The sequence below is a fragment of the Treponema sp. OMZ 799 genome, from assembly GCF_024181365.1.
Lineage (GTDB): Bacteria > Spirochaetota > Spirochaetia > Treponematales > Treponemataceae > Treponema_B.
On the sequence record NZ_CP051301.1, the window covers coordinates 174,992 to 192,222 of the forward strand.

Genomic DNA, 17,231 nt, shown 5'->3' on the forward strand with positions numbered 1-17,231 from the left:
GGAGCGGTTATATGACAATAAATATTGATTCCAAAGTATTGGACTATTTAAAGAAAATTGATTCTAAAGAAATAACTATCGATCTGATAGGTTGTGCTTCCTGAGGCGTGGGAGAACCCCAGCCGGTCGTGTCACCGGCAGCGCCCAAAAAAGATAAGGAAGACTTCAATTTAATAAAATCTGGAGATGTAGATGTTTATGTAAAAAATAAAATCAAAGCATCAAACGACACTCTTTCTGTAAAATACAAGAAAGTATTGTTCTCCGAAAAATTGATTGTCGAAGGTATCGTTTTTTAGGCATTTGAATAAAATATAATTAAGGCGGCAGGAAGGTCTTTATAGGCCTCTGCCGCTTTTTTATTAAAATCTTCTAAATAAAACTTGACAAATTTAAACCTCTGTGCTAGCATATTGGTGGTAAGACCACAGCTAAAAAATTCTTATAGGAGGATTCAATATGGAGGAACAAGGCTTAAAAAAAGAAAAAATCGCATCAATTATTCAGGATGAAATTTTAACCGGAATCTTTTCAGCCGGAGAATATCTCCCTCCTGAAAGAGACCTCGCAGAACGCTTTGAGGTATCAAGGCCGGTAGTACATGAGGCCCTGCTGATCCTTCAGTCCAAGGGTCTTATCATCATGAGGCCGCGTCACGGGTGCACAGTAAACGATTTTACTTCATTTATATCGATGGGCCTTTTAACGGAACTATATCGAAATAAACAGATATCCGAACCCGAAAAAATTGAAGCAGACCTTGTAGAATTCAGACAGTTTATTTTAGCCCACATTATAAAAAAACTAATCACACAAATTTCAAAACTATCCGTAAAGGAACGTTTTCATTTTTTTCTCCCTTTAAACAATAAGATTCTTTTTTCTCTGCCTGAAGATATTGAAACCTCAGCAATTGAAGACTTTGAATTTTACCGAACCCTGATAGAATTATCGGACAACCCTATTTTTCTACTAACCTTTGAAACAGCAAAAGAAATTTATAAACACCAATTTAAACAATTTTTATGTGAAGACCTTTCCTATGCAGATAAAATTCCGGAATACAAACAGCTTTTTTTTAATGCTCTGGTCGAAGCAGATGAAGAAACGGCTTTACGGATAATGGCACAATTAACCCGGCCCGAAACCTATAGGGATGGAGCTTATCATAAATAATTATTGAAGGCAATGTTATGAAAGATGAGGATTTTAGTAAAAAACTTTTACGCTTACAAAAAAAATTAAAGCGGCTTAAACTCGGCGAAAGAGTTAAAATTTCACTTGACGTAAAATCCGTTGTTTTAGAAGGCGATGTTTCTTCGATGGAAGAAAGAATGGCGGCCGGCTATGCTGCCGCCCGCTGCGGTTTTAAGGGAGTCGTAAACGATCTAACTATAAACGGCAAAGGTGAAGAACCCATGCGCCTTCCCAAAATAAAGGATTCTATTTTAGCGGGCAGGGACTTTGATGCCGTAATCATAGGCGGGGGAGTAATAGGATGCGCCATCGCAAGAGAATTATCCCGCTACGATTTAAAAATTGCCCTATTTGAAAAAGAAAGCGATGTTGCAATGCAGGCATCGGGGCACAATGACGGAATGATTCATCCGGGCTTTGCAGATAATCCTAAAAAGATAAAGGGCAAACTCAACACCCGCGGCAACAGGATGTACACAAAGGTTTCCGAAGAGCTGGGCTTTGAAATAAACCGCTGCGGAAGTTTTTTCCTCTTTTATCACCCGATTTTAAAATTGCTCATTCCGCTTATGAAAAGAAGATGCCGCCTCAACGGGGTGGACGGAGATTACGGCTACCGCTCCCAAAAAGAAGTAAAAAAAATGGATCCCTTTATGACCGATAAAAACTACGGAGGCCTATGGCTTCCCTCGGCGGGGGTTGCTTCGCCCATGAAGGTTACCGTTTGTTATGCCGAAAACGCTTGTCAAAACGGAGCGGAATTCTTTTTTAACACAGCCCTAATCGGTGTCAAAAAAGAAGGCACAGCCGTAACAGAACTTATAACCAACCGCGGAACCTGCCGGGCAAAACTTTTAATAAACGCTGCCGGAGTTTGGGCAGACAAGGTTGCAGGTCTTGCAGGCGACAGATTTTTTTCGATCCATGCACGCAAGGGAACGGATGCCATCCTCGATAAGAGGCTAAAGGGCTTACAAAAAACGTGCTCCGCCATGCCGAGCCTTTTAAGACTGCGGAAAGGGCACTCAAAGGGCGGAGGTATAATGCCCTGCGTTGAAGGCAACCTCCTCATAGGCCCGAATGCCGTAGAAGTTATGGACAGGGAGGATTTTTCTACAAGACCCGAAGCCTTTGAAGAAATAAAAAAACACTTAAAGCTAAACTCAAAGGTTTCACCTTCCGACATAATAACCTACTACAGCGGAACAAGGGCCTGCACATGGGAAGAAGACTTTATTATCGAGGCTTCCGAGAGGGTCGATAACTTGGTTCACGCTGCAGGAATTCAGTCCCCCGGCTTTGCTTCGGCTCCTGCTATTGCAGAGGACATCGTAAAGATTTCCGTTTCAATTTTAAAGAAAAAAATGGACGTAAAATTAAAAGAGAATTTTTCGCCGATCAGAAAAGCTATGAAGCCTGTTTCCGAAATGGAAACTGAGGAAAGAAAAGCTTTAATCGAAAAAAATCCCCAGTACGGAAAAATAATCTGCCGCTGTGAAGAGGTCAGCGAGGGCGAAATAAGGAATGCGGTAAACAATCCTCTAAATGTATTCACCCTTGATGCAATTAAAAGAAGGGTAAGAGCCGGAGCCGGCAGATGTCACGGAGGCTTTTGTACTCCCCATATCTTAAAAATTATTGCAGAAGAAAAACGCATCCCCGTTGAAAAGATCACAAAGAAGGGAGAGGGTTCCGAGCTTGTTCAGCCGATAGAAAACTTTGAAGCCTTTAGCGGAGGCGAAAAATGAAACAACTTGCATTTAACGACTATGATGTCATCGTTATAGGCGGAGGCCCTGCCGGAATGGCGGCGGCCTTGGCTGCCTCAGAAAAAAGTCCTGAGCTGAAAATTGCCCTCATCGAAAGAGAAGGGCAGATAGGCGGCATCTTAAAGCAGTGCATCCATGACGGCTTCGGTCTAATCCGTTTTAAGGAAAGGCTTACCGGCCCTGAATACGCATGGCGTTATAAGGAGATGGTCGAGGCAAAAGAGAATATAGATATTTTTCTTTTTACCTTTTTAACCAAGCTAAAAAAAGAAGACGATTTTTTTTGTATGGAATTTACAAGTCCCGAATACGGAATTTTTGGGCTTAAAGCAAGGAGTCTTGTTGCAGCTATGGGCTGCCGTGAAAGGACGGACAGGCAGGTAAACATTCATGGGGAAAGACCGGCAGGTATTTTTACTGCAGGACAGGCACAGGCCCTCATAAACCTTCACGGGTTTATGCCGATGCTTACGGCGGAAAAAAAATGCGTAATCTTGGGTTCGGGAGACATAGGTCTTATAATGGCCCGCCGCCTCACCCTTGAAGGCGCAAAGGTAGAGGGAGTCTACGAAATCAAACCCACCCCCTCAGGCCTCAGCCGAAACATCGTGCAGTGTCTTGACGACTACGGCATACCCCTTCATCTATCAACAACAGTTATTGAAGTCGAAGGCAGGGAAAGGGTCAAAGCCGTAAAGATTGCCCAAGTTGATAAAAATATGCATCCGATTGCAGGAACCGAAAAAAGAATTCCCTGTGACACTCTGATTTTAAGCGTAGGCCTCATTCCCGAAAACGATATACTGTCAAACCTCAATGTTCCTATGGACGGAAGAACAAAGGGGCCCATCGTCGATCAATTTATGCACACGGAAATTGCAGGTCTCTTTTCTTGCGGAAATGCCTTGCATGTAAACGATCTTGTCGATTATGTTTCCGAATCGGGAAAAATTGCGGGAGAAGCTGCTGGCGATTTTGCTTTGAACATGAGGGCCGTGGAGAAAAAACTTCTGCCCTTAAACATCAGCGGAAAAATTCTCTATGTGGTTCCGCAAAAAATCGACACAGAGGCAGAGGGCCCTATCATCTTTTATTTTAGAGCCTCAGAAGAAATGCAAAATGTTACAGTGAGCCTTCAATCCTGCCTTGAAGACAGTCCTAAGGCGGAATCTAAGACCGGCAGCAAAACCGTCTTTGAGCGAAAATATGAAGAGCTTAAACCTCCCGAAATGGAGCGCTTTATTTTGCCTTGCGAAAAATTAAGAGGGGCAAAAAAGCTTGAAATAGTTTTAAGCGAATCTTCATCGGAAAATAAGGGGGTCAATAATGGAAACTAAAAACCTTATCTGCACAGCCTGCCCGCGAGGCTGCCGACTGAGCGTAAAAATCGAAGGCGAAAAGATCAGCGTTACAGGCAATAAATGCCCCAAGGGTCTTTCCTACGGAAAAGCCGAGGCTGTATGTCCTATGAGAATTCTTACAAGCACGATAGCTTCTTCGGTAGAAGGCTTCCCGAGACTTCCCGTAAAAACAAGCAAAGAAGTTCCCTTAAAAAACTTTGCAGAATACATGCACCTTATAAGGAAACTTAAAGCGGACTCTTCAAAAAGACCCGGAGACATAATCGTAAAAAACTTTGCCGAAAGCGGAGCCGATTTAATCGCAGCAGGAAGTTCCTTATGAAAACCCTCTTAACAATTGATTGCGGCACTCAAAGTTTACGCACAATGCTCTTTGACTTAAAGGGGAATATCTTGGCGGCAAGCCGTATTTCCTATAAACCCCACACAAGCCCTCAACCGGCATGGGCAGAACAGGATGTTGAAGTTTACTGGAATGCCTTAAAAGAGGGGCTTGCTCAGCTCAAAGAAAAAGAGCCTATTCACTTTGAAAATATTGCAGGAATGGGCATCTCCTCGATGAGGGCGACAACCGTTCTGGTCGATAAGAACGGAAAGGTACTGCGGCCCGCAATTGTATGGTTGGATAACAGAACAGCCCGAGGTCCTTATCATCCCAACCGCCTTATACGTACAGCCCTCCATGCTGCAGGAGTTTACGATCCTATAGTTACAGTTCAGTCAAATTGTAAGATGAACTGGCTGCGGGAACACGAGCCCGAAATCTGGAACAAAACATGGAAGATGTTTTTTCTTTCAGGCTGGTTTATTTATAAGCTGACCGGAAAAGCATGCGATGCCGTTTCCTCGATGGTCGGCTACATTCCCTTTGTAAACCGAAAAAGAACATGGGCAAAAAAACATTCGATCGAAGAAACTCTCATGCCCTTAGAAAACGAAAAACGGCATGACCTTACCGAAAGCGGAAAAATAATCGGCACCCTAACGGAAGAAGTTTCCAAAGAATTAGGCCTCCCCCAAGGCATACCCCTTGTTGCCTGCGGAAGCGACAAGGCTTGCGAGACCATAGGAGCGGGAGTGGTAGATTCTTCCCTGGCTTCTTTAAGTTTCGGCACAACCGCCACAATCGAAGTCTGCTCAAAAAAATACTTTGAATATAAAAAACTTTTTCCTGCCTACAGCGGCATTCTTCCCGATACATGGCTTTCGGAATTGGAAATCTTCCGCGGCTATTGGATGATAAGCTGGTTTAAGGAAGAACTCGGCAAGGAAGAATGTAAGCTGGCCGAATCCAAGGGCATCATCCCCGAAGTTATTTTGGATAAGCTCTTGCACGCTTCTCCGCCGGGCGGAAGGGGGCTCATGCTCCAGCCCTACTGGGGAGCAAGCATCTTTGACCGCTATGCAAAGGGCAGCATCATAGGCTTCGGCGATGTCCACGGAAGAGACGATCTATACAGGGCAATTATTGAAGGCCTTGCCTACTCCTTGCGTGAAGGCTTGGAATTAATCGAAGCCAAGGGAAGGTTGAGATGTGAAAAAGTTGCCGCTTCGGGGGGAGCATCCCAAAGTGATGCTATCTGTCAGATTACCGCAGACATCCTAAACCGCCCCCTTGTACGGGGAAAAACGGCGGAAGCTTCCTCCCTCGGAGCTGCAATCATAACGGCAGCCGGAATAGGCGAGTATGCTTCAATCGAAGATGCCGTAAAGGAAATGGTCTTATACGAAAAAGAATTTACACCGAACCCCGAACACCGATCCCTTTATGACGGCCTCTTCGGCGTATACAAAAAAATATATCCTGCACTAAAAGATATTTACAAGGATATTCAAAGAATAACAAATTATCCCGAAACAAAAAAAATGAACGGGTAAAGGAGAATGACCTATGGGAAAAAGATACGAGTACAAGGATTTTAAACCTGTTTGGGAACAGGTACCTCCGCCTAAGGGCTCTTTTAGAGAGGCGGCAAAGTGGGGCAACCCCGAAGAATTTAAGGAGCCTAACGAAAGGCTTTATAAATATATGAAAACCGTTTTCGGTATAGGAGATGAAGCCTTTAAGCAAAAGCGTTTTGAGGGGCTTGAAGCCCTGCCCGAAAGCCTTCCGGTAAACCTGGAACAAAAACACATTGAGGCTCTAAAAGAGATTTTCGGAGAGGCCGATGTGAGCACGGCTGTTAAGGACAGGGTATCTGTCGCCTACGGAAAAACAATGTACGATGCCTATCGCCTCCGTGAGGGCATCCTCGAAAACATAGCCGATGTTGTTGTATACCCTTCCGATCATGAGCAAATCGTTAAACTCGTAAAATATGCAAATGAACATAAGATTCCCCTCTATGTGTACGGAGGCGGTTCTTCCGTTACAAGGGGTGTTGAGGCTGTAAAGGGAGGCGTCTCCCTCGATATGCGTAAAAACTTTAACAAGGTTTTAGCCTTCAATGAGGTAGACCAGACAATCACGGTTCAAGCCGGAATGTCGGGTCCTCAACTGGAAGCCCACCTAAACAATGCACAAAAAGAATTCAATGCAAGGATGGCCTACACCTGCGGACACTTCCCGCAGTCCTTTGAATACTCCTCCGTCGGAGGCTGGGTAGTTACCCGCGGAGCAGGCCAAAATTCCACCTATTACGGAAACATAAAGGATATTGTATTCCAACAAACTTATGTAACTCCTGCCGGTATAGTTAAAAGCTACGGACTTCCCGCCCATGCCGTCGGCCCCGATATCGATGAGCTTATGATGGGAAGCGAAGGCTCTTTTGGAATTCTTACAAATGTAACCTTGCGGTTTTTTAGATATAGGCCTGAAACCCGCAAAAAGTTCAGCTTTATATTTAAAACTTGGGAAGACGGAATGAGGGCCTGCCGCGAGATTATGCAAAACGAATCGGGCTTTCCTTCGGTGTTTAGGCTTTCGGATGCGGAAGAAACCGACATGGTTTTAAAGCTTTACGGAGTAGAGGGCACCATAGCCGAAACAGCAATGAACCTCATGGGGTACAAACCGATGAAGCGCTGCCTCTTTTTAGGCTGGAGCGAAGGCGATAAGGAATTTTCAAAGCAGCTTTACAAAAAGGTAAAGCGTATATGCAAACAAAACGGCGGACTTTTCTTAACCGGCAAACCGGTGGACGGCTGGGAGCACGGCCGCTTTACCGATCCCTATTTAAGGGAATCCTTGCAGGATTACGGCGTAATAATCGACACAATGGAATGCAGTGTAACATGGGATATGATGCCTAGGGTTCACGAAGATGTAAGAAAATTTGCCAAATCCCGCCCTCACACGGTCTGCATGACCCATCTTTCCCACGCCTATCCTCAAGGGGCCAACCTCTACTTTATCTTTATAGGCCTTTTTAAAAATAAGGAAGAATATGTAGAATACCAGTACGGCATCTTCGACAATATAATGAAGGCAGGGGCTGCCATGAGCCACCATCACGGTGTCGGCAAGATGACGGCAGCCTGGGTTGAAGAGTCCATAGGCAAGACCAATTTTGAAATCTTTAAGGCCTTAAAAAAACACTTCGACCCGAACAACATAATGAATCCGGGCGGAACCCTCGGCCTCGATATGACTGAAGACCAAAAGAGAAAACCAAAATACGCCGGAAAGACTTGGGAGGAATAAAAACTATGTGTAGAGCAAACTTATTTTGTAAAGCAGAGTAGAGGATGCCCGTATATTTTCAAAAGAAACATTGAAACTTATAAAAAACCGTGCTATACTGTACACTAATGACAGAAAAACACACTGATAACAGCAAATACAAAGATTCTCAAACAAAAACGCATAAAAGGCTGCAAAAGCACTTGACACGCCGAACAGTGCCTGACACAATTTTTAGCAACAAGCAACAAGCAACAAGCAACAAGCAACAAGCAACAAGCAACAAGCAACAAGCAACAAGCGGACAGAGCGGCATAAGCGCGCAATCTGCACAATGCACCCAGAACACACACAAATTTCCTCAACTAATAACACGCACAGGATAGAAGCACTGTCTTCGTGCGTTTTTTTATCTTTTGTACACAAAATCATTTAAGAGGAGGGTTATATGACAAACCTACACAAAAAAAGAGGGGCGGCGCTCATCACAGCCGCAGTTTTGGCGCTTATTGCGCTATTTGGAATGACGGGCTGCCCGAATGCAGCGGGCGAAGGAGGCGGAAAGCCAACGCCTACACCAATGCCTAATCAAGCCGTGCTTACCTTGAGCTCTGACATGCTTAACATCAAGGTCAAGGCGAAGACGTCTGACGGTTCTGCTATCCAAGTAGACGGCTGCACTGAGACAAGACTCAAAAGCGATGAGGAAACAGAGTTACACGCAAAGGGGACAAGGGTCATCCTCAAAGGCAAAATCACCGAGCTTTACTGCTCCAAAAACAAGCTGACCGCTCTTAACGTGCAGGGCCTAACCGCTTTGGAAAGGCTGGACTGCGAAAGTAATCAGCTGCCCGCCCTTAACGTGCAGGGCCTAACCGCTTTGAAAAAGCTGAAGTGCGGCTGGAATGAACTCACCGCCCTTAACGTGCAGGGCCTAACCGCTTTGAAAGAGCTGAAGTGCGGCCGGAATAAACTCACCGCTCTTAACGTGCAGGCCCTAACCGCTTTGGAAAGGCTGGACTGCTCCAAAAACAAGCTGCCCGCTCTTAACGTGCAGGGCTTAAACGCTTTGAAAGAGCTTGTGTGCGACGGAAATCAAATTAAAGCCCAAGCGATGACAGAGCTATTAAAGGCATTGCCGGCTCGGGATGCAGGCGATGGTGCAAAAGCTACTCTTTTTTATTTTGGGTGGACAGGAGAAGGCAACTGTGAAAATTTCACCGCTCCGCCCGAACTGAAAGCAGCCTTTGAAGGTGCAAAGAGCAAGAACTGGAGGCTATTGAAAAGAAATGCAAGCGGATTCGATTCAGACATTTAAGGTAATGGGTACTTGATAATTATGAATTACAAATTAAAACTAAGGAGATTTTTATGCTAAAATACTGTTATGAGAACCTACTCACACCTGCGCCGGACGATTACATGGCTCAAGTAACCGACAATATGGGTGCACAAACCCGTAAGTCATGGGTGCATAAGCCCGTAAATCGTGGGTGCATAGCCCCACACAACATGGGCACATAAGCCCATGCGTTTTTATAGCATGTCCTACTGGATTGGGACATATCGTAATACCGGAACCACCGCCATCCTGAGGCGGTAATCAATAGTGTTATTAGCAGAATATGATTATGATACGGACATCGCAGTACAGAGAGAAGAAAGCCTAAGGATTGGCATATAACAAGGCTTTTCCGATGGAGCATACCAAAAAGCTCTTGAAACGGCTCGGATTTTAAAACAGCTTGGGGATTCCGTAAAAAAGATAATGCAAGCGACCGGCCTAACTCAAGAAGAAGTGGAATCGATTAGCTAATTGGTAATTAGGTTTATCCTTGTCCCTCGCGGCAAAAATTAAACCGTCCGCCTACGTATTTCCTCATGTAAAAATCTAACCCAAATGATATGCGTTACTCAAGTAAAAATCTAACCGTAGTTATGTAGACCAGCTGTGAGCCATTGAAATAAGTTTGCTCTGTAGCTCTTGTGTTTTATCAATCAGCTGTTGTAAATCTAGTCTGTCCTTCCTACGTCGCAGTTCATCTTTTTCAGCATCGCTTATATCAGAACTCTCCATAAGCCTACGATACGGTGTCTTAGCTTCATCATATTTCTTTATGACCTTTGCGTCTACCCTGTGCTTTGAAATAATCTTCATTGAAGGAAAAAAGAAGTTTACAAGCATGTTATATTGCTCATAAAGGTCAGCCATAACGCTTCGTGTCTCCTCTCCCTCAAATCGATAGTAGCCGACAATGCGTCTTACCACACTGTCATTTTTCTGTTCAACAAAACAATTATCATTCTTTTTATACGATCGGCTTCGAGTAAAGATAACATTATTCGTGTTGCACCATTGCAAAAGCTGCATATTCTTAAACTCGCTTCCGTTGTCGCTATCAATACCTTTCATCTGAAACGGTAAGTTTATTTTCACATCCTCTATCGCTTCTTTTACCCATCGGTGAGCTTTGTTTAAAAGGGCTCTATTTTCCGTCCAACCTGAATGAACATCAGTAAGGGTAAGTGTGCAAATATACTGTCCTTTAGTACTTATACCACAGTTTGCGACAGTGTCAACCTCAAAAAAGCCCGGTTTGCGTTCATCCCAGTCGAAAAAGGTGCGGATTGGAATGAGCTTATTAAGATTCTTTGAAGGCCGTGTTGTTGAAATACCTCGGATAGAATGTTTTGGAATTTCAGGCTTGAGAATCCTACCGACCGTTGCGCTTGATATGCGAGCAAGTTTTGCTTTAAGTTGTTCATCATAACCGAACTTTTGAGCAAAGTAATCGATATTATCACGTATAAAAGGCACGAGCCGTTTTGAACATAGGTACATCGAAAAAATCCATAGCCGGATGACTTGCTCTTGTACGTCTTGACCGTAGTATTTTTCATAGGTTCGCTTTTTTCGTGTCTTTTTAATAACATTCACACTCTTTTTGGCGACGTTGTTAAAATGCGTTATTTTTATGTATGCACTGTTTTTCAGAATGTGAATTGCATACTTTCGGTTGTATTTGGTTGTTGCGACAAACTCATCGAGGATTTTCGTCTTTTGTTTCTTGCACGCAGTGCAGTACCGTTTCACTATTTCCTCAGTCAGCTTCTTTCTCATTTTCATATCTAACCTCATTTTGCCCTTCCTTAGGGCTTCTATTTTAAGTTAGATTTTTACGTGATGAACAGCTTTTTTTTCGGTTAGATTTAACGTGAGGCAATGCGGCCTATTGAATTTTTATTTTCCTTATGCTAAACTCATATTGCCGGGGTGCTTTTACAAGCTGAGAACATACCCGCAAAGGGCTGTCCGCACGGATGCCCTATTACCTGATCCGGATAATACCGGCGGAGGGAGCATATGAAAAATCATTTACGCTCTATTTTAATTTTCTCTTTTTTAATTATCGGTTGTGCCGCTCTTTTTGCAGGCGGTGCAAAAGAATCTGACGGAACAAAGGTTGTAGTTTACACAACAAAATCCTTTGCTGCCGACTACGGCCCCGGACCGAAAATTGCCGAGCTCTTTAAGGCAAAAACGGGCAAGGAAGTTGAATACGTTATCTGCAAAGAAGGCGTTTTGAACAGGGTTATACTAGAAGGCAAGGCTTCTACAGCGGATGTCCTCATCGGTATAGATAACCACCTTATCGAAAAGGCTCGCAAAGCAAAACTCTTAAAAGCCTACAAACCTACGGCCTCAGACAAGATAGATTCAGCTGTTCTTATTGCCGATGACTGGCTTTTAACCCCCTTTGACTACGGCTATTTTGCCTTTATGTTCGATACAAAAGCTAAAATCAAAAAGCCCTCGTCCTTAAAAGAATTGACCGATTCGGCTTATGCAAAAAAGATTGTTATTTTGGATCCGAGTTCCAGTACAACAGGACTGGGCTTGGCCGCTTGGACAAAGGCTGTTTTTGGCGATAAGTATCTTGACTTTTGGAAGGCCCTCAAACCGAACATCTTTGCCATGGCCCCCAAGTGGAGTACGGGCTACGGATATTTTACAGCCGGAGAAGCTCCCATAGCCATCTCTTACACAAGCAGCCTAGCCTCCCATGTTCTATATGACAAAACAAACCGATTTCAACCATTGATTTTTGAAGAAGGGCATATTATTCAGATTGAAGGTATGGGTATTGCCGCCAATGCAGCCAATACTAAAGGAGCAAAGGAATTTATAGACTTTATGCTGACGGAAGAAGCTCAAAGCCTCCTTCCCGAAACGCAGTTTATGTATCCCGTTATCAAGGGGCTTGCCCTTCCTGCTTCTTATAAGGATGTTCCCAAACCTGCAAAAGTTTTGCGTATTCCTTCAGAAGATCAAACCGAATCGGTAAATGCCGTAATCAATGTTTTACAAAAATAAAAAACAAGGCCGAGATACTCGACATGAGCGAATTTCTCGGCCGAGCGGCCTATCAAAGGCAGGCTGTCTTGTTTTACCGCTCGGCGGCCTTATCTTTTTTCTTGTTCTGCTTTCTTTTTTTCTTCCGCTGATTTTAAGCTTTGTTCCCTTATTTTCTTCACGCTTTGACTTTTCGCATATTACGGGAGTAAAAAGCTCTTTTGATTTTTTGCAAATTTTTAGGATTGCAGCCTTTACGGTTTCTCAGGCCTTTTTTTCCGCAGCTCTTGCCTGTGCGGTAGGCTTTGCTGCCGCTTATTTTTGTGCAAGAAAAAACTTTCGGGGTAGAAAATTTTTAATGGCCCTGTCGAGCGTCCCCCTCTGCGTACCTGCAATAATAGTTGCCCTTTCCTTTATAATTTTTTTTGGGAATAACGGAATCCTAAATTCTTTTTTAAAGAGCTTATTAAACCAAGACGAACCGCCTGTCAATTTTGTGTTTTCGATGACGGGAGTAATTATAATCCACGGCTTTTACAACTTTCCCCTTGCGATGAAAACAATCTCTCAAGTTTGGGAACGCTTAAGCGAAGATGAACCTAATGCTGCCCTCCTTTTAGGGGCAAGTAAATTTAGAATCTTTAAAACCATAACCTTTCCGGCTCTTTTAAATTCTATAGCCGTTTCCTTTTTGTTGATCTTCCTTTTTTGCTTTTTTAGTTTTATAATAATCCTGCTTTTCGGAGGCCTTGCCCTTACCACCTTAGAGGTAGAACTTTACAAGGCAGCCCGCACAAAATTGGATATGAACCTTGCCGCAAAGATAGCCCTCACCGAAATATCTGCGGCCTTAATTTTAATCCTCATCTATTCTAACCTGCAAAAAAAGATGAGAGTACAAAACGAAAACCTAAAGGGAATAAGGGAGCGCACCTCAATAAAAGGCTTTGGACAAAAAGTTTTTTTTAGCTTTACGATTTTTATAATTATTCTTTTTTTAATAGCACCCTTGTTTTCTATCTTTTTACATTCTACATATAATGTAAATTATACTTCTATCTTTAATAAATTCTTTTATTTTAAGGCATGGAAAAATATTTTTTTATCCCGAACTTTTTGGACGGCTCTTTGGACAAGCATCAAAATCGGCATTCTTACAGCCCTTGTAAGCCTCATAGCTTCTTTATTCTTTGCATACATAACCGTCTTTTATAACCGGAGAAAAATATACGCGGTTCCCTATCTGCCCTTGGCAGTTTCATCGGTAATGCTGGGCTTCGGCTGGCTCTTGTTAAAACCCAACGGAACGGAGCTCATTTTAATCTTTGCACAAAGCTCACTTGCATGGCCCTTTGCGTGGACTCAAATACAGACCTCGCTTTTACGCATTCCTCAAAATATTATCAATGCGGCAGTCTTGCTTTCGCCGGACAAAAAAACGGCTTTTTTTAAGGTGATAGTGCCTCTATGCAAGAAGGGCATTTTTTCCGCCTTGGCCTTTGTCTTTGCCATAAGTGCAGGCGATGCTTCCTTGCCAATAGTTTTAAACATACCGCGGTTTAATAACCTTGCCCTGCTGATCTTCGATTATGCTTCTTCATACCGCTTTGTAGAATCTTCTGCGGTTGCAGTCGTCTTAAGCCTTATAACCGGCTTTGTTTTCTTTTTACAGGAAAAAGAAATTTAAGGAGAAACCGATGGAAAACGAAAAAGCATTTTTACAGCTTAAAAACATAAAAAAACATTTTACCGAAAAAGATATTTCCATTTCCTTTGAATTAAAAAAAGGAAAAGCTCTTGCCCTCCTCGGGCCTTCGGGCTGCGGCAAAACAACGGTTTTAAAAATAATCGCAGGTCTTGTCCCTCCGGATTCGGGAGAAATCATTTTGGACGGAAAAAATATCAATCACACTCCTCCCGGCAAACGCGGAATCGGAATGGTCTTTCAGGATTACGCCCTCTTCCCTCATCTCAATGTTGAAGAAAATATCTTCTATGGGCTGGTTTCTAAAGGTATGTCCAAAAAGGAAGCCCGCAAAACAATAGCCCCCCTTGTCGAGCTTTTTCATTTAGAAGCCTTACAAAAGCGCAAAACCGATCTTCTTTCGGGCGGAGAAAAGCAGAGGGTTTCCCTTGCTCGCAGTCTTGCAGTGAGCCCCTCCCTCATCCTCTTTGATGAACCCCTCTCGGCCCTCGATGCAGATCTCCGTCTGCACTTACGCAAGGAGCTGCGGGCAAAGCAGGAGAGTTTGGGATACACCGCCGTCTATGTTACCCACGACAAGGATGAGGCAGCCGCCCTTGCCGATGAGGTTCTTTACATGGGGTAGAAAGTAATAAAAAATGCTCCAACTCTATCGAATTGGAGCACCAAATATTTTAATTATACCTGTTATATCTGTCCGATAATCTTTAAGATAAAATGAGCAATTAAAGCTGAGAAGATATAAGTACCTAACATAACGGCAACAGCCAAAACAAAGATTCTCCAACCGGTATTTTTAAGAGAACTTAAGTTTTTACCGGTATAGATACCGGCATAGGCTAAAATCGGTGTACAAAGAGCTAGAAAGTTTACCTTTGCAGTATACTCATATACTTCCTTTGAAAAAGGAACACCGGGAATAGTCAGAATAGCAGCAATGGTAACAATATATGCTACAGCAGGTATTTTTCCGGGAATTATTTTTGATAAGCCTATACCGGCAGCAGCGATACCTACAAGAATCAACATACCGGGCAGGGCTGTAATCGGATTGATTTTAGGACCTACGAAGTTACCTACCAAAGAAATAAGAGCCGTTATAAGTAAAACAATTAATGCATTCTTAAATTTCATATACAAAAGCCTCCTTAATTTGAACTGCCGGCGCTAACTTCAGTCGGAACTGATGGAAGAGGAGCGGCCTCATGATATTTCATCTTATAGCATTTTTTAAATAGCCATTCCGAGAAGGGCAGAGCAAGGAAAATTGACATATAAACGCCGTCTAATCCCGAAAGCAAATTACTTGCTGCTCCAAAGGCCTTGATATTTTCTGCCATATCGGGGAATAACTCTATAAGAGAACCTACTGAGGCTGTCATCATAGATGCAGAACCTACTCCTGATGCCATAGCAAGAGCATAGGGATGTAAGAATGTTGCTGAAGCCAAAATACTTGCCATAAGACCTATAAATATGGTGCCAAAAACAGTCCCTACAAGATAAACTCCTAATACCCCTTCACCTTCAGGAGAATTTAGACCATATCTTTCTGCAACAATAGCAACATTAGGCTCTCGTGAAATTGAATGAGCACCGCCTATAGCTTCCCGTTTAAGACCGAGCAATACTGCAATAGGAACACCCAAGATAACGGTTCCTAGGTTTCCGAATTCCTGCAAAATAAGAGCAGGACTTGCTTTTAAGATATTCCAAATACTGGGACCTATTGTTGTTCCATACTTTGCCATCAAAAGCATAAGAGTAATACTTATAAGACTTCCTGCGTCTTTAATCTCTTTGTCTCCGGAGATTTTAACTTTTTTTAATGTTGTTAAAATACCGAGAATTAAAGCATAAAGCATCGGCAAAAGAACTATCGTTCCTATCCCAACCTTAAATGCAAACTTTCCGATGAATTCCGAAATAACAACCAAAACAAGAACTGTCAGGTGTAATCGTATATTCTTCATTTTAAACCTCCTAAGTCTAAATATTTTAAAACGGTAGCCAGCACCGCTGAAGTACCCTTATAGAATAGGCTTTCATCAATGTCAAATCTATCCGAGTGGTGAGGATAAATTTTCCCTCCATCATGTATAATGGGATTAGATAAAACAAAAAAAGTACCGGGAACTTTTTGAAGGAAAAAAGCAACATCTTCTCCGCCCATTGTAGGAATTGAAATTTCATGGATACAATCTTCCCCAAAAATTTCTTTTGTATTTTCAGCAAAGAATTCCGTAAAAGCCTTATCGTTCATTAAGACGGGATATTTAAAGTCATAAACGGTTTCCGCCTCTGCCCTATATGACTTTGCTATGCCTGAAGCAATTTCATCAATTCGCTTTGCCATAAACTTTCGCACATCTTCATCTGTAGCACGTACAGTTCCTTCCATAAAAACCTCATCGGGAATTATATTTTGAGTCGTACCGCTATGTATTTGACAAACCGAAATTAAAGCATTTGACGTAGGGGCAAGCTCCCGGCTTATAATCTTTTGTAGAGCAGAAACTATTTCGCAAGCTATCGGAATAGGATCCACAGACATGTGGGGATATGCACCATGAGCACCCTTGCCTCTTACCGTAATTTGAAAACGGTCCATTGAAGCAAAAAAAGCACCCGGACAGATACCTATTTTTCCCTTTTCAACACCGGGGTAAATGTAACCGGCATGAAGCCCTATGAGAGCATCAACCTTTGGATTTTCCAAACATCCTTCTTCTATCATAGGGAGAGCACCTCCGGGATACTCCTCCCCGGGCTGAAATAAAATTTTAACGCAGCCCTTAAATTCCGATGAAAGCTCCTTTAACACCATACAGGCGCCGAGAGCCATAGCCGTATGACTGTCATGCCCGCAAGCATGCATACACCCCTCATGCTTTGATGCAAAACTTAAACCCGTATTTTCTTTTATGGGCAGGGCATCCATATCTGCTCTTATTGCAATACATTTACCCTTTTCTTTTCCTTCAATAGTTGCAACAATAGCATTGCCGTCAACAAGCTTATAATATGGTATTTGCAGCTCATCAAGCTGTTTACAAACATAACTTACAGTCTTAGGCAAGGATAATTGCAGCTCAGGAATCTGATGCAAATCACGCCTGATTTGAATAATCTTAGCTTCTTTTTGTTTAACCAAGCTAACTATATCATATTTATTCAACTTAAACCTCCCTATAATCAAATATTATCTCACTACTTTTTT

The 17,231-nt window shown here is 42.8% G+C and carries 16 protein-coding genes, 1 pseudogene and 1 riboswitch; of the genes and pseudogenes, 13 read left to right on the plus strand and 4 right to left on the minus strand.

Translation table 11 applies throughout. The features are described from left to right. Nucleotides 1-11 precede the first annotated feature (11 nt). The 10 genes and pseudogenes from E4O04_RS14130 to E4O04_RS00825 all read left to right on the plus strand — a co-directional run. Complete coding sequence (locus E4O04_RS14130; protein WP_371922259.1) at nucleotides 12-299, plus strand: CC/Se motif family (seleno)protein; 288 nt, start codon at nucleotides 12-14, stop codon at nucleotides 297-299. A 160-nt stretch (nucleotides 300-459) separates the two neighbouring features. Beyond that, complete coding sequence (locus E4O04_RS00785) at nucleotides 460-1,176, plus strand: FadR/GntR family transcriptional regulator (RefSeq protein WP_253709048.1); 717 nt, start codon at nucleotides 460-462, stop codon at nucleotides 1,174-1,176. 17 nt (nucleotides 1,177-1,193) lie between these two features. Then, a complete protein-coding gene (locus E4O04_RS00790; RefSeq protein ID WP_253709051.1) occupies nucleotides 1,194-2,945 on the plus strand; it encodes an NAD(P)/FAD-dependent oxidoreductase in 1,752 nt (583 codons plus the stop codon). Next, the gene (locus E4O04_RS00795; RefSeq protein ID WP_253709054.1) at nucleotides 2,942-4,303 is read left to right on the plus strand and encodes an NAD(P)/FAD-dependent oxidoreductase; all 1,362 of its coding nucleotides are present in this window, start codon (nucleotides 2,942-2,944) and stop codon (nucleotides 4,301-4,303) included. Before E4O04_RS00790 ends, E4O04_RS00795 begins: the two co-directional genes overlap by 4 nt. Continuing rightward, nucleotides 4,293-4,649, plus strand: a complete 357-nt coding sequence (locus E4O04_RS00800) for a DUF1667 domain-containing protein (protein ID WP_253709057.1) — start codon at nucleotides 4,293-4,295, stop codon at nucleotides 4,647-4,649. Before E4O04_RS00795 ends, E4O04_RS00800 begins: the two co-directional genes overlap by 11 nt. After that, nucleotides 4,646-6,205: an FGGY-family carbohydrate kinase gene (locus E4O04_RS00805; protein WP_253709060.1), complete on the plus strand. Its 1,560-nt coding sequence runs from the start codon at nucleotides 4,646-4,648 to the stop codon at nucleotides 6,203-6,205. The genes E4O04_RS00800 and E4O04_RS00805 overlap by 4 nt, the downstream gene beginning before the upstream one ends. A gap of 13 nt (nucleotides 6,206-6,218) precedes the next feature. Further along, nucleotides 6,219-7,973, plus strand: a complete 1,755-nt coding sequence (locus tag E4O04_RS00810; protein WP_253709063.1) for an FAD-binding oxidoreductase — start codon at nucleotides 6,219-6,221, stop codon at nucleotides 7,971-7,973. A 107-nt stretch (nucleotides 7,974-8,080) separates the two neighbouring features. Next, nucleotides 8,081-8,338, plus strand: coding sequence for a hypothetical protein (locus E4O04_RS00815; protein WP_253709065.1), 258 nt, complete (start codon nucleotides 8,081-8,083; stop codon nucleotides 8,336-8,338). A gap of 62 nt (nucleotides 8,339-8,400) precedes the next feature. Then, nucleotides 8,401-9,270 (plus strand): leucine-rich repeat domain-containing protein, encoded by an 870-nt coding sequence (locus E4O04_RS00820; RefSeq protein ID WP_253709067.1) that lies wholly within the window; start codon nucleotides 8,401-8,403, stop codon nucleotides 9,268-9,270. A 291-nt stretch (nucleotides 9,271-9,561) separates the two neighbouring features. Beyond that, a pseudogene (locus E4O04_RS00825) lies at nucleotides 9,562-9,768 on the plus strand (hypothetical protein); the annotation flags it as partial. A gap of 120 nt (nucleotides 9,769-9,888) precedes the next feature. Here the strand turns inward: E4O04_RS00825 and E4O04_RS00830 are convergent. Further along, entirely contained in the window at nucleotides 9,889-11,091 is a 1,203-nt protein-coding gene (locus tag E4O04_RS00830; protein WP_371922250.1) for a DDE-type integrase/transposase/recombinase, read from the minus strand. A 121-nt stretch (nucleotides 11,092-11,212) separates the two neighbouring features. Beyond that, nucleotides 11,213-11,329: riboswitch (TPP riboswitch) on the plus strand. On the opposite strand from E4O04_RS00830, the gene E4O04_RS00835 reads away from it, so the two are divergent. The 3 genes from E4O04_RS00835 to E4O04_RS00845 all read left to right on the plus strand — a co-directional run bounded on the left by E4O04_RS00835 (nucleotide 11,317) and on the right by E4O04_RS00845 (nucleotide 14,636). After that, complete coding sequence (locus E4O04_RS00835; protein ID WP_253709069.1) at nucleotides 11,317-12,327, plus strand: thiamine ABC transporter substrate-binding protein; 1,011 nt, start codon at nucleotides 11,317-11,319, stop codon at nucleotides 12,325-12,327. Its footprint overlaps the riboswitch before it by 13 nt. After that, nucleotides 12,311-13,993: an ABC transporter permease gene (locus E4O04_RS00840; protein ID WP_253709071.1), complete on the plus strand. Its 1,683-nt coding sequence runs from the start codon at nucleotides 12,311-12,313 to the stop codon at nucleotides 13,991-13,993. Before E4O04_RS00835 ends, E4O04_RS00840 begins: the two co-directional genes overlap by 17 nt. Nucleotides 13,994-14,003: 10 nt before the next feature. Further along, entirely contained in the window at nucleotides 14,004-14,636 is a 633-nt protein-coding gene (locus tag E4O04_RS00845) for an ABC transporter ATP-binding protein (RefSeq protein WP_253709074.1), read from the plus strand. A gap of 62 nt (nucleotides 14,637-14,698) precedes the next feature. On the opposite strand, the gene E4O04_RS00850 is transcribed toward E4O04_RS00845, so the two are convergent. From E4O04_RS00850 to E4O04_RS00860, 3 genes are read right to left on the minus strand one after another with little or no spacing between them, the layout of a single operon-like run. Continuing rightward, nucleotides 14,699-15,145 carry a DUF340 domain-containing protein gene (locus tag E4O04_RS00850; protein ID WP_253686324.1) on the minus strand — a complete coding sequence of 149 codons (447 nt, stop codon included), beginning with the start codon at nucleotides 15,143-15,145 and terminating at the stop codon, nucleotides 14,699-14,701. Between the two features lie 14 nt (nucleotides 15,146-15,159). Beyond that, on the minus strand, nucleotides 15,160-15,984 hold the full coding sequence (locus E4O04_RS00855; protein WP_253686322.1) for a DUF3100 domain-containing protein: 825 nt from the start codon (nucleotides 15,982-15,984) through the stop codon (nucleotides 15,160-15,162). After that, nucleotides 15,981-17,189 (minus strand): M20 metallopeptidase family protein, encoded by a 1,209-nt coding sequence (locus tag E4O04_RS00860; protein WP_253686320.1) that lies wholly within the window; start codon nucleotides 17,187-17,189, stop codon nucleotides 15,981-15,983. Before E4O04_RS00860 ends, E4O04_RS00855 begins: the two co-directional genes overlap by 4 nt. Nucleotides 17,190-17,231 lie beyond the last annotated feature (42 nt).